The organism is Duganella zoogloeoides, from assembly GCF_034479515.1.
GTDB classification, from domain to species: Bacteria; Pseudomonadota; Gammaproteobacteria; order Burkholderiales; family Burkholderiaceae_D; genus Rugamonas; species Rugamonas zoogloeoides.
In genome coordinates this window covers 2,076,515-2,094,842 of the sequence record NZ_CP140152.1, presented here as the reverse complement: position 1 = coordinate 2,094,842, position 18,328 = coordinate 2,076,515, and the positions used below count along the sequence as shown (strand labels likewise).

At 65.1% G+C, this 18,328-nt stretch carries 20 protein-coding genes; 14 read left to right on the top strand and 6 right to left on the bottom strand.

Annotated elements, in window-relative coordinates:
• Positions 1–12: 12 nt before the first annotated feature.
• Positions 13–618 (bottom strand): NADPH-dependent FMN reductase, encoded by a 606-nt coding sequence (gene ssuE / locus SR858_RS09270; protein ID WP_051120330.1) that lies wholly within the window; start codon positions 616–618, stop codon positions 13–15.
• A 193-nt stretch (positions 619–811) separates the two neighbouring features.
• Here ssuE and SR858_RS09265 point away from each other — a divergent pair, with 193 nt between their 5' ends.
• From SR858_RS09265 to SR858_RS09240, 6 genes are all read left to right on the top strand, one after another.
• Positions 812–2,020 (top strand): acyl-CoA dehydrogenase family protein, encoded by a 1,209-nt coding sequence (locus SR858_RS09265; protein WP_026637399.1) that lies wholly within the window; start codon positions 812–814, stop codon positions 2,018–2,020.
• Between the two features lie 8 nt (positions 2,021–2,028).
• The gene (locus tag SR858_RS09260; RefSeq protein ID WP_019922475.1) at positions 2,029–2,913 is read left to right on the top strand and encodes a methionine ABC transporter ATP-binding protein; all 885 of its coding nucleotides are present in this window, start codon (positions 2,029–2,031) and stop codon (positions 2,911–2,913) included.
• Positions 2,906–3,598 (top strand): methionine ABC transporter permease, encoded by a 693-nt coding sequence (locus SR858_RS09255; protein ID WP_019922474.1) that lies wholly within the window; start codon positions 2,906–2,908, stop codon positions 3,596–3,598. The genes SR858_RS09260 and SR858_RS09255 overlap by 8 nt, the downstream gene beginning before the upstream one ends.
• 9 nt (positions 3,599–3,607) lie before the next feature.
• Complete coding sequence (locus tag SR858_RS09250; protein WP_019922473.1) at positions 3,608–4,468, top strand: MetQ/NlpA family ABC transporter substrate-binding protein; 861 nt, start codon at positions 3,608–3,610, stop codon at positions 4,466–4,468.
• Position 4,469: 1 nt separating this feature from the next.
• Complete coding sequence (locus tag SR858_RS09245; protein ID WP_019922472.1) at positions 4,470–5,831, top strand: LLM class flavin-dependent oxidoreductase; 1,362 nt, start codon at positions 4,470–4,472, stop codon at positions 5,829–5,831.
• 66 nt (positions 5,832–5,897) lie between these two features.
• Positions 5,898–6,518 carry a LysE family translocator gene (locus tag SR858_RS09240; RefSeq protein WP_019922471.1) on the top strand — a complete coding sequence of 207 codons (621 nt, stop codon included), beginning with the start codon at positions 5,898–5,900 and terminating at the stop codon, positions 6,516–6,518.
• A 9-nt stretch (positions 6,519–6,527) separates the two neighbouring features.
• Here SR858_RS09240 and epsC read toward each other — a convergent pair whose 3' ends face one another.
• Positions 6,528–7,451: a serine O-acetyltransferase EpsC gene (epsC, locus tag SR858_RS09235; RefSeq protein WP_019922470.1), complete on the bottom strand. Its 924-nt coding sequence runs from the start codon at positions 7,449–7,451 to the stop codon at positions 6,528–6,530.
• 161 nt (positions 7,452–7,612) lie between these two features.
• Here epsC and SR858_RS09230 point away from each other — a divergent pair, with 161 nt between their 5' ends.
• A complete protein-coding gene (locus SR858_RS09230) occupies positions 7,613–8,794 on the top strand; it encodes a multidrug effflux MFS transporter (RefSeq protein WP_019922469.1) in 1,182 nt (393 codons plus the stop codon).
• A 125-nt stretch (positions 8,795–8,919) separates the two neighbouring features.
• Here SR858_RS09230 and SR858_RS09225 read toward each other — a convergent pair whose 3' ends face one another.
• Positions 8,920–9,171: a hypothetical protein gene (locus tag SR858_RS09225; RefSeq protein WP_019922468.1), complete on the bottom strand. Its 252-nt coding sequence runs from the start codon at positions 9,169–9,171 to the stop codon at positions 8,920–8,922.
• A 117-nt stretch (positions 9,172–9,288) separates the two neighbouring features.
• Between SR858_RS09225 and SR858_RS09220 the strand changes: the two genes are divergently transcribed.
• A complete protein-coding gene (locus SR858_RS09220; RefSeq protein WP_019922467.1) occupies positions 9,289–9,747 on the top strand; it encodes an RrF2 family transcriptional regulator in 459 nt (152 codons plus the stop codon).
• Positions 9,748–9,850: 103 nt separating this feature from the next.
• Here SR858_RS09220 and trxC read toward each other — a convergent pair whose 3' ends face one another.
• Complete coding sequence (gene trxC, locus SR858_RS09215; RefSeq protein ID WP_019922466.1) at positions 9,851–10,306, bottom strand: thioredoxin TrxC; 456 nt, start codon at positions 10,304–10,306, stop codon at positions 9,851–9,853.
• Positions 10,307–10,390: 84 nt separating this feature from the next.
• The gene (locus tag SR858_RS09210; protein ID WP_019922465.1) at positions 10,391–10,996 is read right to left on the bottom strand and encodes a phasin family protein; all 606 of its coding nucleotides are present in this window, start codon (positions 10,994–10,996) and stop codon (positions 10,391–10,393) included.
• Between the two features lie 166 nt (positions 10,997–11,162).
• Here SR858_RS09210 and SR858_RS09205 point away from each other — a divergent pair, with 166 nt between their 5' ends.
• From SR858_RS09205 to SR858_RS09195, 3 genes are read left to right on the top strand one after another with little or no spacing between them, the layout of a single operon-like run.
• Positions 11,163–11,489 carry a hypothetical protein gene (locus SR858_RS09205; protein ID WP_019922464.1) on the top strand — a complete coding sequence of 109 codons (327 nt, stop codon included), beginning with the start codon at positions 11,163–11,165 and terminating at the stop codon, positions 11,487–11,489.
• Between the two features lie 57 nt (positions 11,490–11,546).
• On the top strand, positions 11,547–13,112 hold the full coding sequence (locus SR858_RS09200; protein ID WP_026637396.1) for a class I adenylate-forming enzyme family protein: 1,566 nt from the start codon (positions 11,547–11,549) through the stop codon (positions 13,110–13,112).
• Positions 13,109–13,237 carry a hypothetical protein gene (locus SR858_RS09195; protein WP_322534533.1) on the top strand — a complete coding sequence of 43 codons (129 nt, stop codon included), beginning with the start codon at positions 13,109–13,111 and terminating at the stop codon, positions 13,235–13,237. The genes SR858_RS09200 and SR858_RS09195 overlap by 4 nt, the downstream gene beginning before the upstream one ends.
• Before the next feature lie 4 nt (positions 13,238–13,241).
• Here SR858_RS09195 and SR858_RS09190 read toward each other — a convergent pair whose 3' ends face one another.
• Positions 13,242–14,237 (bottom strand): Lnb N-terminal periplasmic domain-containing protein, encoded by a 996-nt coding sequence (locus SR858_RS09190; protein WP_019922461.1) that lies wholly within the window; start codon positions 14,235–14,237, stop codon positions 13,242–13,244.
• Between the two features lie 137 nt (positions 14,238–14,374).
• Here SR858_RS09190 and SR858_RS09185 point away from each other — a divergent pair, with 137 nt between their 5' ends.
• The 3 genes from SR858_RS09185 to tssG all read left to right on the top strand — a co-directional run bounded on the left by SR858_RS09185 (position 14,375) and on the right by tssG (position 18,288).
• Complete coding sequence (locus SR858_RS09185) at positions 14,375–15,355, top strand: gamma-glutamyl-gamma-aminobutyrate hydrolase (RefSeq protein WP_019922460.1); 981 nt, start codon at positions 14,375–14,377, stop codon at positions 15,353–15,355.
• A gap of 102 nt (positions 15,356–15,457) precedes the next feature.
• Entirely contained in the window at positions 15,458–17,278 is a 1,821-nt protein-coding gene (tssF, locus tag SR858_RS09180) for a type VI secretion system baseplate subunit TssF (RefSeq protein ID WP_019922459.1), read from the top strand.
• Positions 17,242–18,288, top strand: a complete 1,047-nt coding sequence (gene tssG, locus SR858_RS09175) for a type VI secretion system baseplate subunit TssG (protein ID WP_084669994.1) — start codon at positions 17,242–17,244, stop codon at positions 18,286–18,288. Before tssF ends, tssG begins: the two co-directional genes overlap by 37 nt.
• Positions 18,289–18,328: the final 40 nt, after the last annotated feature.

Here is an 18,328-nt window from a genome sequence, read left to right as displayed (position 1 = left end):
GCGAGTCTCCACTCAGCGCGCCAGGCGGATCGGTTCCACCGGCGCGACGAACGGCGCCTGTGCTTGCTGGGCTTGCCAAGATTTGTGGCCATGCAGTGCCGCAGCCAGGCCTTCCACGCCAGCCTGCACGCGCCAGGCGATGGCTTGATCGACAGCCAGGCCGCTGCCCTCGTTCCACACCAGTTGCGACGAGGTGGCGTAAATGCCCGCCAGCACGTGGCGCGCGTCGAGCGCGTGCAGCACCGGACGCAGCGCATAGTCGAGCGCCAGCATGTGCGACTGGCTGCCGCCGGTGGCCAGCGGCAGCACCAGCTTGCCGGCCAGGCCGTCCTGCGGCAGCAGGTCGAGGAAGGCTTTCAGCAAACCGGTATAAGAGGCTTTGTACACCGGGGTGGCGATGATCACGGCATCTGCTTCGCTAACTGCCGCCAGCGTGCGCTTGATGGCCAGGTCCGAGGTTTCGGCGTGCAGCAGCGCATGGGCCGGCAGTTCGCGCACTTGCACCTTGGTGTAGCGGTGTCCGGTACTGCGCTCAGCCAGTTTTTCAGCGACATGGTCCAGCAAGCGGCCAGTGCTCGATACCGCAGCCGGGCTGCCGCCTAATAGAAGAATGCTCATGATCGATCCCCGTCAATTGTTTGTGCCGGCCAGAATAGAGCCGTCTGGTTGAAATCAGAACGAATAGTTTTGCGCATCCATATGCGGTTTACGACACATGACTTTTTTGCATATAAATAGCCGGAATTCTTCGTGTACGAGGTTTGGAGCACGGTGCAATACTGCGCCACCGAACCTATACAACGGACATACCATGTCTAACGCACTCAGAACAGCGGCGCCCGATCCGGCGCCGCCGACTACTCCCGATCCGCTCGAGGTGGCCGCCGACCTGGCGCGCCGCCTGGGCGAAACCGCCAACGCCCGCGACCAGGCCGGCGGCCATGCGGCGCAGGAACGCGGCGCAATTCGCGCCTCGGGCCTGCTCACGCTGTCGATACCGGCCGAATTCGGCGGCCAGGGCGCCGACTGGCCCACGGTGCTGCAAGTGGTGCGCATCCTGGCGCGCGCTGACAGCGCATTGGCCCATATCTTCGGTTTCCACCACCTGCAACTGGCGGGCATCCAGCTGTATGGCACACCGCAGCAGCAGCGCCGCTTCCTGACGCTCACTGTCGAACAGAATCTGTTCTGGGGCAATGCCCTCAATCCGCTCGACCGCCGCACGGCGGCCGTGGATGCGGACTACGGCTACACGCTCGATGGCATCAAGAGCTTTTCGTCCGGCTCCGTGGGCTCGGACTGGCTGACGGTTTCGGCCTGGCACGAGCCCACCGGCACCGCGCTGATCGGCGTGCTGCCCACCCGCCAGCCGGGCGTGGAGGTGCAGGCCGACTGGGATGCCTTCGGCCAGAAGCAGACCGACAGCGGCAACGTCCACTTTACCGGCGTGGCGCTGCCGGCCACGCAGGTGCTGCAGGCGCCAGGCGTGGCGGCCACGCCGCAATCGACGCTGCGCTCGCAGGTGGCGCAACTGATCATGACGAACCTGTACCTGGGCATCGGCGAAGGTGCCTTCGAAGCGGCGCGCGCCTACACGGTGGACGAGGCGCGGCCGTGGTTTGCGTCCGGCGCCCAATCGGCTGCCGCCGATCCGCTGGTGCAGCACCGCTTCGGCCAGTTGTGGCTCAAGCTGCGGCCGGCCGCCGTGCTGGCCGACCATGCGGCACGCGAACTCGAACGGTTGTTCCGTCTCGGCCCGCAAGTTACCGCCCGCCAGCGCGGCGACCTGGCAATCGCCGTGGCGGAAGCCAAGGTGCTGGCCCATACCGCCGGCATCGACATCAGCAACCAGATGTTCGAACTGACCGGCGCCCGGTCAACGTCGGTCCGCTATGGCTACGACCGTTTCTGGCGCAACGTCCGCGTGCATACCCTGCACGACCCGGTTGACTACAAGATCCGCGACCTCGGACGCCATGCGCTCGATGGCTCGCTGCCCGAACCCACCGCCTACTCCTGAAGTACCCGATGACTATTCCACTGATCCGCATCGAACATGCGAGCAAGACCTTTACCCTGCCCGACGGCGGGCGCTTCGACGCCGTGCGCGACGTGTCGCTCGACGTGCGCCAGGGCGACATCTATGGCCTGATCGGCAAAAGCGGCGCCGGCAAATCGACCTTGCTGCGCCTGTTCAATTTGCTGGAGCGGCCCGACGCCGGGGCGATTACCGTCGCCGGCCGCGAGCTGACGTCGCTGTCGAAGCGCGACCTGCGCGATGCGCGCCGCAATATCGGCATGATTTTCCAGCAGTTCAACCTGCTGCAAAACGCCACGGTGTTCGACAACGTCGCCTTCCCGCTGCGCATCCACGGCGGCCAGAAACCGGAACAGATCGCCGCGCGCGTGAACCAGTGCCTGGAACTGGTGGAACTGGGCGTCAAGGCCGACAGCTATCCGGCCCAGCTGTCGGGCGGCCAGAAACAGCGCGTGGCGATTGCCCGCGCACTGGCCAGCGGCCCCGCCGTGCTGCTGTGCGATGAACCCACGTCCGCGCTCGACGCCGAGACCACGCGCGCGCTGCTGGCCACGCTGCGCGACATCAACCGCCGGCTGGGGGTCACCATCGTCATCGTCAGCCACGAGCTTTCCGTGCTGGCCGAAATCTGCAACCGCGTGGCGGTGATCGAGGATGGCGCGATTGCCGAGGAATTCGCGCTGAACGAACCGGCAGGCCACGACACCGCACCGCGCAAGACCGCACTGGGCCGCGAGCTTGCTGCGTTCAATACCGCCAATAGGGCGAATGTCGCCGATCTCGCCAGCCCCGCGAACGCCGCCGATGCTGCCACCGACCCTCGCACAGCCGATGTTGCCGCCATCGCTGCCTACCGGGAGCCGGCCCATGTCTGAACTGTTTTCCACGCTGGGCGTGTCGTTCAACGCCATCGTCGCCATGCTGCCCGAGATGGGCACTGCCGTCGGCCAAACGCTCACCATGCTCGGCATCGGCCTGTCGGCAGCAGTGCTGATCGGCGGGCCGCTCGGCATCGTGCTGTTCCTGGTGGCCGATGGCCAGTCGCTGCAAAACCGCCCGGCCGCGCTGGTGCTGGGCTGGCTGGTCAACACGGTGCGCTCGTTCCCGTTCATCATTTTGCTGGTCGCCCTGGTGCCGTTGACGCGCCTGATTGCCGGCACGTCGATCGGGCCGCTGGCGGCCGCGGTGCCGCTGTCGTTTGCCGCCATTCCGTATTTCGCCCGCATGGTCGAGCAGAACCTGCGCGAAGTGCCGCGCGGCGTGATCGAGGCGGCGCACGCCATGGGCGCGTCGGAACTGCAGATCGTGCTGCGCGTGCTGCTGGTGGAGGCGCGCTCCGGCCTGGTGCTGGCATTGACCGTGCTGGCGATCAGCTTCCTGTCGTATTCCGCTGTGGCCGGCGTGGTGGGCGGCGGCGGCATCGGCGACCTGGCGATCCGCTACGGCTATTACCGCTTCGAGACCGACATCATGGTGGCCACTGTCGCCATCCTGATCATCATGGTGCAACTGATCCAGTTCACCGGCAACCGCATTGCAAAACGCATCGACAAACGTTAAGGAATAACCATGATCAATCCGATCCGCCGCCATGCCGCATTGACCACGATACTGGCAGCACTGGCACTGGCGCTCGGCGCCAACGCGCCGGTTCACGCCAAAGATCCGAAAGAAATCGTTATCGGCACCAGCGCCGGTCCGTACGCGGACCAGATCAAACTGGGCATCAAGCCGCTGCTCGAAAAGAAGGGATATAAAGTCAAGCTGGTGGAGTTCAACGACTACATCCAGCCCAACTTCGCGCTGGCCGAAGGTTCGCTCGACGCCAACGTGTTCCAGCACATCGTGTACCTGAACAAGTTCGCCACCGAGAACAAGCTGCCCATCACCGAACTGGTGAAAGTGCCCACCGCGCCGATCGCCATCTACAGCAAGCGCCACAAGACACTGGCGGAGGTGAAGGACGGCACGACGGTGGCGCTGCCCAACGATCCGACCAACCAGGCGCGTGCACTGGTGCTGCTCGACCAGTTGGGCTGGATCAAGCTGCGCGACAAGTACGACCCGGTGCGCGCGTCCGAGCGCGACATCGCCGCTAACCTCAAAAAGATCAAGCTGATCCCGCTCGAAGCTGCGCAGCTTCCCCGCTCGCTGCAAGACACCGACTACTCTTTCGTCAACGGCAACTACGCGCTGGCCTCGGGCCTGAAACTCAAGGACGCGTTAAAGACCGAGAAAATCTCGGACAACTACGTCAACCTGGTGGCAGTGCGCACGGCCGACAAGGACAAGCCGTTTGCCAGGGACATCGCGGCCGCCTACCGCTCGCGCGAATTCCTCGACATCACCAACAAGCAATTCGCTGACTACTCCAGGACCGACTACCAGGTGGCACTGGCCAAAGAGGTGGCAGCCAAGCCGGCCAAGTGACATGAGCAAGCAAATCCGCTTCAACGCCTTCCAGATGAACACGGTGAGCCACCAGTCGCCGGGCCTGTGGACGCATCCGCGCGACACCGGCCACCGCTACACCGATCCTGACCACTGGACCGACCTGGCGCGCCTGCTGGAGGTGGGCCTGTTCGACGCCGTGTTCCTGGCCGACGTGCTGGGCGCCTACGATGTGTACCAGGGCAGCGCCGACGCCGCGCTGCGCCACGCGGTGCAGGCGCCATTGAACGATCCGCTGGCGCTGGTGCCGCTGATGGCGCAAGTGACTAACCACCTGGGCTTCGGCGTAACCTGCGCCCTCACCTACGAGCATCCTTATACGTTCGCGCGGCGCATCTCCACGCTCGACCATCTGACGCGTGGGCGCATCGGCTGGAATATCGTCACCGGGTATCTCGACAGCGCAGCGCGCAACCTGGGCCTGGACCGGCAACTGGGCCACGACGAGCGCTACGACCTGGCCGACGAATACATGGACGTAGTCTATAAACTGTGGGAGAAAAGCTGGGACGACGACGCCGTGGTCAACGACAAGGCGCGCGGCGTGTATGCCGAGCCGTCGCGCATCCACGCTATCAACCACGAAGGCCGCTTTTACAAGGTGCCGGGCTTTCACCTGTGCGAGCCGTCACCGCAGCGCACGCCGTTGCTGTACCAGGCCGGCACGTCGCCGCGCGGCACGGCCTTTGCCGCGCGCCATGCCGAGTGCACATTCGTCAGTGGTCCCAGCAAGACCGTGGTGCGCAAGTACGCCGATGACCTGCGCACCGCAGTGCGCGCGGCCGGCCGGGACGGCGACGACCTCAAAATTTACGCCCAGGCGCTGATCGTCACCGCCCCCACCGAGGCCGAAGCATGGGCCAGGTACGCGGACTACCGCAACCACGTCGATATCGAGGCGGCGCTGGCCCTGCTATCCGGCTGGACCGGCATCGACTTCAGCCAGTTTCCGCTCGACGCCACCGTCGAGTACATCGAATCGGACGCGGGCCGCTCGGCGCTGGCGTCGTTCACCCAGGCCGATCCCGACCGCACCTGGACCGTGCGCGAGGCCGCACTGTTCATCGGCCTCGGTGGCCGCGGCCCGGTGCTGGTAGGCGATCCGCGCCAGGTGGCGGACCAGCTGGAAGCATGGCAGGACGACACCGGCATCGACGGTTTCAACCTCGCCTTTGCCGTGGCCCACGACAGCATGCGCGACGTGGTGGAGCTGATCGTGCCGGAATTGCAGCGGCGCGGGCGGTATCGCACGGCGTACGACGGCGGTACCTTGCGCGGACAGGTGCTCGGTGGCGGCGCGCGGCTCGCTGCCGGTCACGTGGCGCACGCGGTACGGCTCTGATACTGAAAGATTGCCAAAGCATCAAAACTGCCGCACACTGGCGTCTGCATTTTTTCGGGAGCATCCATGGCTTTTCCTTCCCTGTCGGAGCTCGCGCCGCACGGCACCACGTTCGTTGCGCTGACCATAGCCGCCGTGCTGCTCACGCCCGGCCCCACCAACACGCTGCTGTTCCTGGCGGGCAGCCGCGACGGCATTCGCCGTTCGCTGCCGCTGATCGCGGCCGAGTGGGTCGGCTACCTGATCTCGATCGGGGTGTGGTGCGTGTTCCTGGCGCTGGCTGCTGCCGTGGCGCCATGGGCGCCGCCAGTGGCGCGCGCCTGTGCGGCCGTGTACATCGCCTGGTCGGCCATCAAGCTGTGGCGCACCGCGCCGCAGGCCGGGGCAGCCGGCAGCAAGGGCATCGGTCCACGCGACCTGTTCACGGTCACGCTGCTCAACCCCAAGGCGTTCTTTTTTGCGACCGTGGTCTTCCCGCCGCTGGCGGCCGGTCCAGCAGCGCTGCTCGAGGCTTACCTGATCTTCAGCGCCCTGCTGCTGCCGATCGCCGCACTGTGGATTTCGATGGGCGCTGCCGTACTGGCCTACCCCAGCGCCACCCCGCGCCAGCCGATGGTGCACCGGATCGCGTCAGTGGTGCTGATGGGGTTTTCGGGCTCCATCTGCTACACGCTGCTGGCCCGCTGAAGGCTTGCTCTAGTCGTTGCGCATCTGGGCCTGGGAGACATTGCTGTTAGGCGCCACACTCTGGGTAAGCCACACATTGCCGCCGATGGTTGATCCAGCGCCGATGGTAATGCGGCCCAGGATGGTGGCGCCGGCGTAGATCACCACGTCGTCTTCGACCACCGGGTGGCGCGGCACGCCCTTGATCAACACGCCCTGGTCATCGGCCGGGAAGCGTTTGGCGCCCAGCGTGACGTGCTGGTACAGGCGCACCCGCTGGCCGAGAATGGCGGTCTCGCCGATCACCACGCCCGTGCCATGGTCGATGAAGAAGCTGCCGCCGATCTGAGCGCCGGGGTGGATGTCGATGCCGGTGAGCGAGTGGCCGATGTCCGATATCAGCCGCGCCAGGAACGGCGAGCCCAGGCGGTGCAGGCAGTGCGCCAGGCGGTAGTACAGGATGGCGATGGTGCCGGGGTAGCACAGCATGATCTCGGCCACCGAGGTGGCGGCCGGGTCGCCGGAAAACGCCGCGTGCACGTCGGAGACCAGCAGCGCGCGGATGCCCGGCAGGTTGGCGGCAAATTCGCGGGTGATGGCGTGGGCCTGCTGGGTGAGCACGGCGTCGTCGGGCACTTCTTCGGTGGCCGAGAATTGCAAGCCGCGCCGCACCTGTTCGGTCAGGCGGTTGAGCGTGGTGTTAAGGGTGTCGCCGACAAAGTAATCGATACTTTCGTCGGTCAGGTTGGGCCGGCCGTAATGGGTGGGGAACAGCACCGCCGACAGGCCGTTGACGATGATTTGCAGCGCCTCGCGCGACGGCAGCTCGCGCACCCGGCCCTGGTGGCGGATATTATGGGTGGCCTCGCGCGACACGCGCAGCTGTTCGATCACACTGGCCAGGTTCCAGTGCGATGGTTTGACGCCGGTGGCGTCGAAGGTATCAATAGTCATGTCTCGAAAATCTAAAATTTTTGGCGATAATTCTGGCTATAGTACGCCGATGATCAAGCATACGCGCACCACGCCGCCAGGTGAACGAATCAAAATGTCGCCCGATATGCGCTGGCCGCATATCGCGTAAAATGCCGGGTCCAACGAACAATACGCCTTTAATGAATATTCTGCTGACCATCCTGCTGGCCGGCCTGACCATGGTCGGCCCGCTCGCTATCGATACCTATTTGCCATCGTTCCCCGCCATCGGCGTGGCGTTCGACGCCAGCCCGATCATGGTGCAGCAAACCCTGAGCATGTTCCTGTTCTGCTTTGCCTTCATGATGCTGTTTTACGGCACCCTGTCCGATTCGTTCGGCCGCCGCCCGGTGATCCTGGTGTCGCTGGTGCTGTACATCGCCGCGTCGATCGGGGCCGCGCTGGCGCCGTCGATCGGCGTGCTGCTGGCCTGCCGCATCGTGCAGGGCCTGGCGGCGGGCGCCGGTTCCGTCGTCGGCCGCGCCATCGTGCAGGACCGCTTTACCGGCGCCGCCGCACAAAAAATCCTGGCCCACATCATGATGGTGTTCGGCCTGGCGCCCGCAATCGCGCCGGTACTGGGCGGCTGGCTGCAAGTGAGCTTTGGCTGGCGTTCGATCTTCTGGTTCCTTGCCGCCTTCGGCATCGTGATGTACGTTGCCGTCACGCGCCTGCTGCCGGAGAGCCTGGCCGTAAAAGATCGCCACCCGTTCCACCTCGGAGTCATCGCGCGCAATTATTGGAAGGTGCTGTGCCACCACCATTTCCTGCTGCTGGCCATTGCCGTGGGCATGAGCTTTGCCGGCGTGGCGCTGTACATCGGCTCGGCCGCGTACTTCGTCATGAACATCCTGCACCTGCCGGAAACCGCGTTTGCCTGGATGTTCGTGCCGCTGATCGGCGGCATGGTGGTGGGTTCGGCGCTGTCGGGCAAATTCGCCCACAAGTTTGCGCGCAAGGCGCAGGCCTGGATGGGCTTTGCGGTGATGATCCTGGCCGGCGTGATCAACGTCGGCTACAACCTGTATTTCACCGCTGCCGTGCCGTGGGCGGTGCTGCCGCTGTTTATCTATTCGTTCGGCCTGTCGCTGATGATGACACCGATCACCCTGATGGCGCTCGAGTACTTCCCGAACAATAGCGGACTGGCGTCGTCGATGCAGTCGTTCGTGCAGATGCTGCTGTTTGCGCTGGTGTCTGGACTGGTGGCGCCGCTGCTGTTCGACAGCGCGCTCAACCTGGCGTGGGGTGTGCTGGGGAGCCTGGTGGTGGCGGTGCTGGCGTGGTTGCTGGCGCAGGTCGGCAAGCCGGTGGTGCACTGAGCGAGCAAGCTTGAGCTATGATTCCTGCAAAGGCGGGAATCCGTGGGCGATGCGAGCGGTTGCGCAGTCCAAGCGTTCTGTGGATCCCCGCGTACGCGGGGATGACGGTTTTTAAGCCTGATCACTCACGGCCATGGGGCAGGATTGAGGTTTTCGTACTGGGCGCCGCCCTGCTCTGGCTCGCGCGCCTCGGGCACTTTGCCCGGTGCTTGCGCCGGGTTGCGCAAGCCCAGGATTTCCTTGCGCGCTTCCACGAAGTCGGCGCTGGTGAGCGGGTTTTCCTGGTCTGGCCAGTTGGCTTCGGCCCATTGTTGCAGTTGTTCGAAGCGTTCCCACAATTCGTTGATGAACTCTCGGCGTGCCTGGTCGTCGATCATGTTTCCTCCTAGGTATTTCGGGTAGTGTCGGCCGGTGCCGCCAAGGCGTCGGTGCGCATCCGCACAAAACCCTGTCCCCGGTTAAAATAGCGCCTCAATCTACCTGAATCCCCGCCGATGCGCCTCACCCAATTTACAGATTTCTCGCTGCGCACGCTGCTATTCCTGAGCGCCAACCGCGACCGCCTGGTGACCATCCAGGACATCGCGGACCTGCACGGGATATCGAAAAACCACCTGATGAAGGTGGTGTACCAGCTGGGGCAAACCGGGCTGGTGGAGACGGTGCGCGGCCGCAACGGCGGCCTGCGGCTGGCGAAGGAACCGGCCGACATCAATATCGGCCAGCTGGTGCGCACTACCGAGACCGATTTCTTCATGGCCGAATGCTTCGACCGCGCCCACGACACCTGTCCGCTCACCAACGACTGCAAGCTCAAACACACGCTCAACGATGCCACCAGGGCATTTCTCGCTGTGCTCGACCAACAGACGCTGGCCGACATGCTGCCCGCGCAGCCGGCCGAGTCCGGCAGCAAGCCGGTACGCATCATGCGCAACGCGGCCAGCCATTAACAGCGCCTGATAAAACCTTCGGCGCATGACGGTCTAACTTACGGCGCGGCGCTGCAACGCAGCGATGGCGATGGCGATGGCGATGGCGATGGCGATGGCGATTTTAGCGATTGTTTTGATTGGCCCAAGCAATAATATTGGTCGCATCCATGGCGCCCGGCTGGCGCGCGACTTCGCGGCCGCCCTTGAACAGCGCCAGCGTGGGAATGCTGCGGATCGCGTAGCGGGTGGCCAGGTCCTGGGCCTGCTCGGTATCGACCTTGACCACGCGGAAGTGCGGCTCCAGCCTGGCGGCGGCCTGCGCGTAAAACGGCGCCATCGTCCGGCACGGCCCGCACCACGGCGCCCAAAAGTCCACCAGCACCGGAATGTCGCTGCGCTCGATATGCTTTAAAAACCGCGCGCTGGTCAGATCGACCGGCTGGCCGGTAAACAGCGGTTTCTGGCACTTGCCGCACACCGGCTGCGCCGCCAGCTTGGCGGCGGGGAGCCGGTTGACGGCGTCGCAGTGGGGGCAAACAATGTGCAATGAATCGGGTTGGGCGGTGGCATTCGTCATATCTTTATCTCCAGGGCAACAGGCCCCGATGATAAACCATCGTTGACGATGGTGCCGTCTGCCTCAGGAGGGGCAATCCGGTGCTCATGCCTCCTTGCGGGCGCCGCTTTGCTTGCCACTTTGGGCGGCGGCTTGCGCTGCGGTTTGCGCTGCCGTGGCCTGGCCGGACGCCTGGGTACCGGTGCTACTACCGTAGGGCTGGTGATCCTGGCCATCGGCCATGCGCCGCGCACCGTTTTGCCGGAACGGATCGGCGGCACGCTCCATGGCCGATTCCTGCTGTTGCAGCGCACGCTGGGCTTCTTCCTGGGCGGTGCGGGCCACCTCGTCGGCCAGCACCTTGGCGGTGCGGGTAGTCGATTCCACGTGTTCGCCGGCGACCTTGGACATTTCCACCTGGGTGTCGGCGGCGATGCGCGACAGGTGCTGCTGGTACGCGCGCAGCTTGTCGGTGGCCGGCTGCGCGCGGCTGGCAGCGGCCGACATCATGTCGGTGGCGCGGTTGGCGGTGAGGCAATCGCAGCCGGTGTGCGCGACATCTTCCAGCATGGTTTGCGCCATCTGCAGATTGAGGTCGCTGAACTGCTGGGCGGTACGAAACATCGAACGTGACATGTCGTTGAAAAATGCCATCTGGGCGTCGAGATGCGATTTGACGGCGGGCGTGACGGATTGGGAATATGGAAACATTGGATAGTCCTCCACGAACAGGATTGCGGGTTGATCAACCTGGAAAGCGAACCGGGCACATTGCGCCAGCGCAGGTCGAACTGCAAGCCTAAATGAGCATTTCGCACCAAGCATGATCTGGATCAAAGGTGTACAATCGGGGGTATTGCCCTAGGGGAATTTCATCATGGCCATTTCAGCCCTACACATCGGCGCCAGCGGCGTTACCGCCGGCCTCAGCGCGCTGTCCAACAGCGCCCACTCGATCGCGAATGCATCCACGCAAGGCTTCCAGCCGGCGCAGGTGAATTTCCGCGAGTCGACCCCGGCCGGCGGTGGGGTATCGATTTCCTTGCAAGGACAGCAACTGGCCGCAGGCGGTCAACCCAGCGCCACCGACCTGGCCGCCGACATCACCAATTCGCTGGTGTACAAGGCGCAGACGCAAGCATCGCTGTCGGTGATCAAGACCTCCGACGAAACGCTGGGCTCGCTGCTCGACATCAAGGCTTGACACTGGCGCGCGGTGCCGTCACATTGGCCGCTTTTCGCCAACGACGGTCCCGGCCAGATGAACGACTTCGATCTCCATACCCTGCTGGCATCCTTGCCGGCGCGGCTCGGCGCCATCGTGCGCCGCTGGTCGCACGACACCCCGCACGCCCCCGCCCTGCACGACGGCTGCCGCCACTGGACCTACGCCCAGCTGGCTGCCGCCATCGACGCTACTGCCGCCAACTTGCGCGCGCTGGATGTGCGCGCCGGCGACCGCCTGATGGTAGTCGGCGAAAACTGCGCAGCGCAAGTGGCACTCACCTTTGCCGCCGCCGATCTCGACGCCTGGATCGTCCACGTCAACGGCCGCCTCTCCGCGCACGAGGTGGACCAGATCCGCGACCATTGCGGCGCGCGCCGCGTGATCTATACCAGCGCGCCTGGCTCCAGCACCTCGCCCGAGACTGCCGCCCACGGCCTGCGCCACGCGGCCATCGTTGCCGATTCGCCGTTCGGCGCCTGGATGGTCGGCGCCTTGCATACCGGCCGCGTACCCGAACCGGTGCACGCGGCGTCCGAATACCAGGTGGCGGCGCTGGTGTACACCACCGGCACCACCAGCGCCACCGGCGCGCCCAAGGGCGTGATGCTCAGCCACCGCAACCTGCTCTTCGTCGCGGCAGTCTCGAGCCGCCTGCGCGGCCTCGTGCCATCCGACCGCGCATACGGCGTGCTGCCGATCACCCACGTCTATGGCCTGACATCGGTGATGCTGGGCACCCTCTACGCGGGCGCCTGCCTGTACCTGTGCCCACGCTTCACGCCCGCTGCGCTGCTGGCCGCGCTGCGCGAGCACGCACTCACCATCGTCCAGGGCGTGCCGGCCATGTATGCGAAGCTGCTGGAAAGGCTCGGCAGCGTTGACGACTCTTTGCCGAATCATTTGCGCTTCGCCTACGCGGGCGGTTCGCCGCTCGCGCCCAGCCTGAAGGCGCGCGTGGAGCGGGTATTGGGCGTGCCGCTGCATAACGGCTACGGCCTCACCGAGACCTCGCCCACCGTCAGCCAGACGCGCCTGGACCAGCCGCGCACCGACACGTCGGTCGGCCATGCCATCCCCGGCGTGGCGGTGCGCGTGGTGGACGCGCATGGCGTGCCGGTCGCACCCGGCGTCGATGGCCAGCTGTGGGTGCGCGGCCCGAACGTCATGCTCGGCTATTACCGCGATGCGGAACTCACTGCCGCCAGCATGCGTGACGGCGGCTGGCTCGATACCGGTGACGTCGCGCGCAGCGACGCGGACGGCGCGCTGTTCATCGTCGGCCGCACCAAGGAATTGATTATCCGCGCCGGCTTCAACGTCTACCCGCTGGAAGTGGAAACGGTGCTCAACGCCCACCCGGGCGTGACGCAATCGGCGGTGGTAGGACGCCCCGGTGGGCATGGCGACGAGGACGTGGTCGCTTACATCGAGCTGGACGCCCGCCATCCCGTGGCGCTGGAAGACCTGCACGCCTGGCTGGCGCAGCACCTGGCGCCTTATAAACGGCCGGCCGAGATCATCGTGATGGCGGCCCTGCCGGCGGCAGCCACCGGCAAGATCCTCAAGGGGCGGCTAAGAACCTGCACCGGCAAGGAGTGATGCGCGGCTTGCGCACCCCGGCAGCGGCGCGGGCGCTGCCGCCGCTGTATTACCCGCCAGCGCATGGCCAGCCCGGCTTCTTCCGCGCGCCGACGCTGTCCCGCCAGTCCTGGTTCCATCACTGATCTTTCAGGGCGCCGGCTGGCGGATGGCAGCAGAGTAGTCGGGAGCCTGGTCCGCCGCCCGCGCGCGCGCCGTGATGTGGGCAGCCTGGCGCAGCGTGTCGAAATGCTGCGGGCCGGCCAGCGCGCCCAGATCGAACAGGTAGCGGTCGAGGTAGCCGGAAGCGAGCAGGCGCCAGTCGAGCGGCAGCGCGGTATCGATCCGGCGCGCCATCTCGAACACGATGGTGGTGCAGTTGGCGGTGAGCGTGTTGTAGAAGCGCGGTGTGCGTTTGAGCTGCGCGCCTTCGTCCAGGTACGACAGGAACAGCGAACGCATGGTTTTCTGCGGAATGTTCAAACGATATAAATACATATCCTCGCCGCGCGCATTGGTGCGCACGCGCAGGATGTCGCGCTCGTCGGCGGCGATGAGCACCGTTTCGTAGCGTTTGAAAAAGCCGGCGATGGCGTCAAAACTTTCGCCGCGCTCCTTGCGGATTTCGATGGAAAATGTGAGGTAGCGGCCGTCGGCAAAACCGAACGACACCAGCGTGTGGGCAATCGCAGGGCCCATCCAGTACGACAGCGCCACATCCACCGAGCGCAGTTGATCGAGATCGTAGCTGCGGCGCTCCCAGCGCGGCGTGTAGTCGTCGTCGCTGCGCCAGTCGAAGTTGCGCACCTGGTCGAGCGTGACCACGCTGCCCTGCACGTCGCCGGTGACCATGCGCGCCACGTCGTCGGCCCATACGCGCTCGTGGCTCGGTTGCAAAGTGCCCCACCACACCAGTAGCGCCACCATGGCCGCGCCCCACGGCAGCAGCACGCGCGCGCGGTGCAGGCGCCACCACCAGAAGAGCGTGACCGGCGCAATCGACACCCACAGGCCCATGGCCGGCACGCGCAGCGCCTCTACCTGCAACGGCGGCTGGTACCACAGCGCCAGCGCACCCCAGGCGGTAGCAACGCCAATCGCAATCGAGGCGACCACGCGGCCGATGGTTTTCCATAGTTTTCTCATGGCCCGATTATAGGGCCGCCCAGGCGGACCGGGCTTTCCGATTGATACCGGCTGACATGTAAGGAATTGTGAACCGGGCGACTGCCGACGCTGGCTTGTGGCACACTAACAACACGTTACCGTAAATGAGGAACAGCATGACTGACGGCCCTGACGACAAGGACAGCACACCGCACCGTCGCGCCTCCGACCAGGAACGCCGGCCGGCGCGCGGTGACAGCAAGATCAACACCGCCACGCCGCGCTACCTCGACCCCGGCGACACCGTGTTCAGCCTGTGGGGCCGGGTGCTGATGGCGCGCTACCGGCGCGTGGCCGCCTCGGTCACCCGCCACATCGTGCAGCGCCCGCTCCACATCGGCATCTCGGCGCGCATCTTCCATCCCGAAGCCGGCTCCACCGGCCTGCGCAGCAAGAATCTGCAATATCTCGAAGAATCGATCGCCCAGTGGGTGATGTCGCGAGACGTATTGGTCTTCATGATCCCGACCGTGAACACCGACGGCCTGCTGCATCCATCGAACATCCGCCTGCGCGACTACGCGCGCCACCTCGACGGCCTGGTGCTGCAAGGCGGCGCCGATGTCTCGCCGCAAAGCTATGCCGAAACGCCCACCCGCCCCGAGTGGAGCGGCGACCGCGCGCGCGATATGTACGAACTGGAACTGCTGCACGAGTTCGTGGAAGCGGGCAAGCCGGTACTGGGCATCTGCCGCGGCTGCCAGCTGATCAACGTGGCGTTCGGCGGTACGCTGTACCAGGACATTGCTTCCGACGTGCCCGATTCGCTGGCCCACGTCAACGACGACTACGACCGCAATCGCCACGACATCACCTTCCCGGCCGGTTCGTCGTTGTCGCGCATGTTCAAGGGCCAGGCCAGCGGCACGGTCAACTCGATCCACCACCAGGCCGTCAAAACCCTGGGCCGCGACATGATGGTGGAAGCGTTGTCGGTGCCCGACAACATGGTGGAAGCGATCCGCTACCGCAAGGCGCCGTTCGTCATGGGCCTGCAATGGCACCCCGAATTCCACCGCGCCGGTGGCGTGGAGCTGCTCGACTGCACGGGTATTCTTGACCAGTTTTTGCGGGTGGCGCGCGAGACGCGGTTCTAAAACTTCGATCGGCTGACCTTACATTGTTGCATCTCAGTATTAATTTGTTGTTTTCCTCAATAATTGCCGTTCGCCAGCGCGGCTATGGGGACCAAAACGACAATGAACGACCTGCTGAAATACTACGAGGCGGAGCTGGCGCTGTTCAACGCGCTGGCTGGCGATTTTTGCACGCGCTATCCGGCGGTTGCCGGCCGGTTGGGCATCAGCGGCGAAGGCTGCAACGATCCGCACGTCGAGCGCCTGGTACAAGCTTGCGCCCTGCTCAACGCGCGCACCGCCAAGCGCCTCGACGACTCGCATGTGCAGTTCGTCGAATCGGTTTTACACAACAATTTTCCGCATTACCTGCGCCCCTTTCCTTCCTGCTCGATCGTGCATGCGGTTACCGATGATCCGTTCGATCACACCGCCGTGATCCCGCGCGGCACCGTCATGAGCGCTGCCGAACACGATGGCATATTGTGCAAGTTCACCACCACCGACGACCTGGTCCTGCAACCGCTCAGGATCGACAGCGTGCGGCTGCAATCCGCGCTCGAAGTGCCGCGCAGCGTGCGCCTGCCTGCCAACGCAGGGCCGGCCATCAGCATCGCGCTCACCGCCAGCGCTGCCTGCACGGACCATGCGCTGCGTCTGTACATCAACGCCGATGCCGGCCTGGCCGCCGCGCTGCGCGACGCGCTGTTCCTGCGCACCGCCTGCGCGCTGGTGGAAAGCGGCGACGGACCATGGTCGCTGCTGGTGCAGGCGCCGCTGCTGGCGGTAGGCTTGCGGCCGGACCAGGCGCTGCTCCCCACCGGCAACCACCCGTCGCCCTATCGCCTGCTCACCGAGTATTTCTGCTTTCCCGAAAAATTCAATTTCGTCGATCTCGACATGCACGCCATCGGCGCCGCACTGCCGCGCGACTGCCGCAGCTTTACCCTGCACCTGGTACTGGCCGATGCCAACCGCGACGACACCATGGCGCGCCTGAAGTCGCTCGACGCCAGGCATTTGCTCACCAGCTGTGCACCGGTCGTCAACCTGTTCCGCCACCCGGCACGCCCGATCGAACTCGATCACACGTGCGCGGAATACTCGCTGACAGTGGAAAACCCGCGCGCGCACACGTTCGAGATCTTCAGCGTGGACCAGGTGAGCATGCTGCGCCACGACGGCGCCCGCAGCCGGGTCGCGGACCTGCATCCGTTATACGCGATGCGCCATGGCGAAGCCGGTGGCCGTTACTGGACCGTCCGCCGCGATGAGGCGCTGGCCATCTCTTCGCCCGGCCACGCCATGAAGATCGCTTTCACCGACAGCGCCATGCAGCCCTTGACAGCCACCACCGCAGCCCACACCGCAGCCACCACCGCATCCGCTTCCATCAATCTCACCTGCAGCAATGGCGAGATGCCGTGCCGGCTCCCCTCTGGCAAAACAACCGGCGACCTGCACCACGAAGGATCGGCCAGCGACGTGCCGGTGCTGCTGCTGCGCCGGCCAACCCGACCACGGCGTTTCGCCATCAACCAGAGTACCCAGTGGCGCCTGGTGTCGCTCCTCAATCTCAACCACCAGAGCCTGACCCGCGACGGCCTGCCGGTATTGAAGGAGATGCTGGCGCTGCACGACCTGGCCGCTTCCGACGTGACGCAGCGGCAAATCGACGGCATCACCGCCTTGCAGCACCGCAGCGCCAGCGTCTGGCGCAGTGACAGCAGTGGTGGCAGCCTGGTGTACGGCATCGATATCATGCTCACCGTGGACGACCACGCATTCGCGGGCATCGGGCTGTCGGTGTTTGCCCAGGTGATCGATCATGTGCTGGCCATGACCGTCCAATTTAACAGTTTCACCCGCCTGATCGTGCTGTCGAACTCCGGAAAGGAATTGCTGCGATGCCCGCCCCGAAGCGGCCACCAGGCCCTGGTTTGATCGAGCAACTGCTGGCCGACCCGACGCGGTTCGAGCTGTTCCAGGCTGTGCGCCTGCTGCTGCGCTGGCTCGAACAATCCGGCACCGCGGATCCGCCGGCACGCCTGCGCTTTCACAGCCGCATGCCCAGCAGCTTCCCGCCCAGCGAGCTGGCGGCGCTGTGGGCGCGCACGCACGACAACCGCGAAGTGCGCACCGGTGAGCAGTTGCTGGACCTGCTCGAGAACGATCCCGCGCAAGTCATCCACCTCACCCCCGCATCATTCAGCCTGCTCGGTAACAGCAGCGCCCTGCCCGCCCATTACACGCAAGCCATCGCAGAGGCCGAACGCCAGCACCATGACGCCGGCCCGCGCGCCTTCCTCGACTTGCTGGGCACGCGCGCTACCATGCAGTTTTACCAGGCCTGGGCGGCCCACCGCATCGATAGCCAGCCGCCAGGGCGCGACCAGTTCCTGGCGCTGCAACTGGCGCTGGCGGGCACCCCGCCTGCAGGGACTGGATTGCCACCGCAAGCGCTGGCCCACCATGCCGCGCTGTTCCGCCAGCGACCGGTGACGGCAGCGGCCATCACCGCTGTCATCACGGATTATTTCGCTGTGCCGGTGACGTTTCAGCCGTTCGTCGGCGGCTGGTACCTGCGCGAGGACCGGCTGCACCTGGGGGTCGAACATTGCACGCTGGGCCAGGGCGCCATGCTGGGTGAGCACTGTCATCGCGCCGACCTGGCTGCCGAGATAAAAATCGGTCCACTACGCCGCGAACGGTACGAGCAATTTCTGCCCGGCGCAAAGGGGGCGCAAGAACTGGCGGACATCCTGGCCATGTTCGGCGTGGTCAATGTCCGCTACCGGGTGCGGCTGGTCTTGCACGCAGCCGATATCGAACCCTGCCAGTTGTCCGCCACCGTGGGCCTCGGCCACGGCGTATTCCTGCACGGCCGCAGCGGTGACAGCGACGATTTTTGCTATGACATCGTCCATTCCGGGACAGTACGCACCGCATCCTGAAGTTGCGCCTCCGCAATAACTTGCCGATAGGAACAGTGAT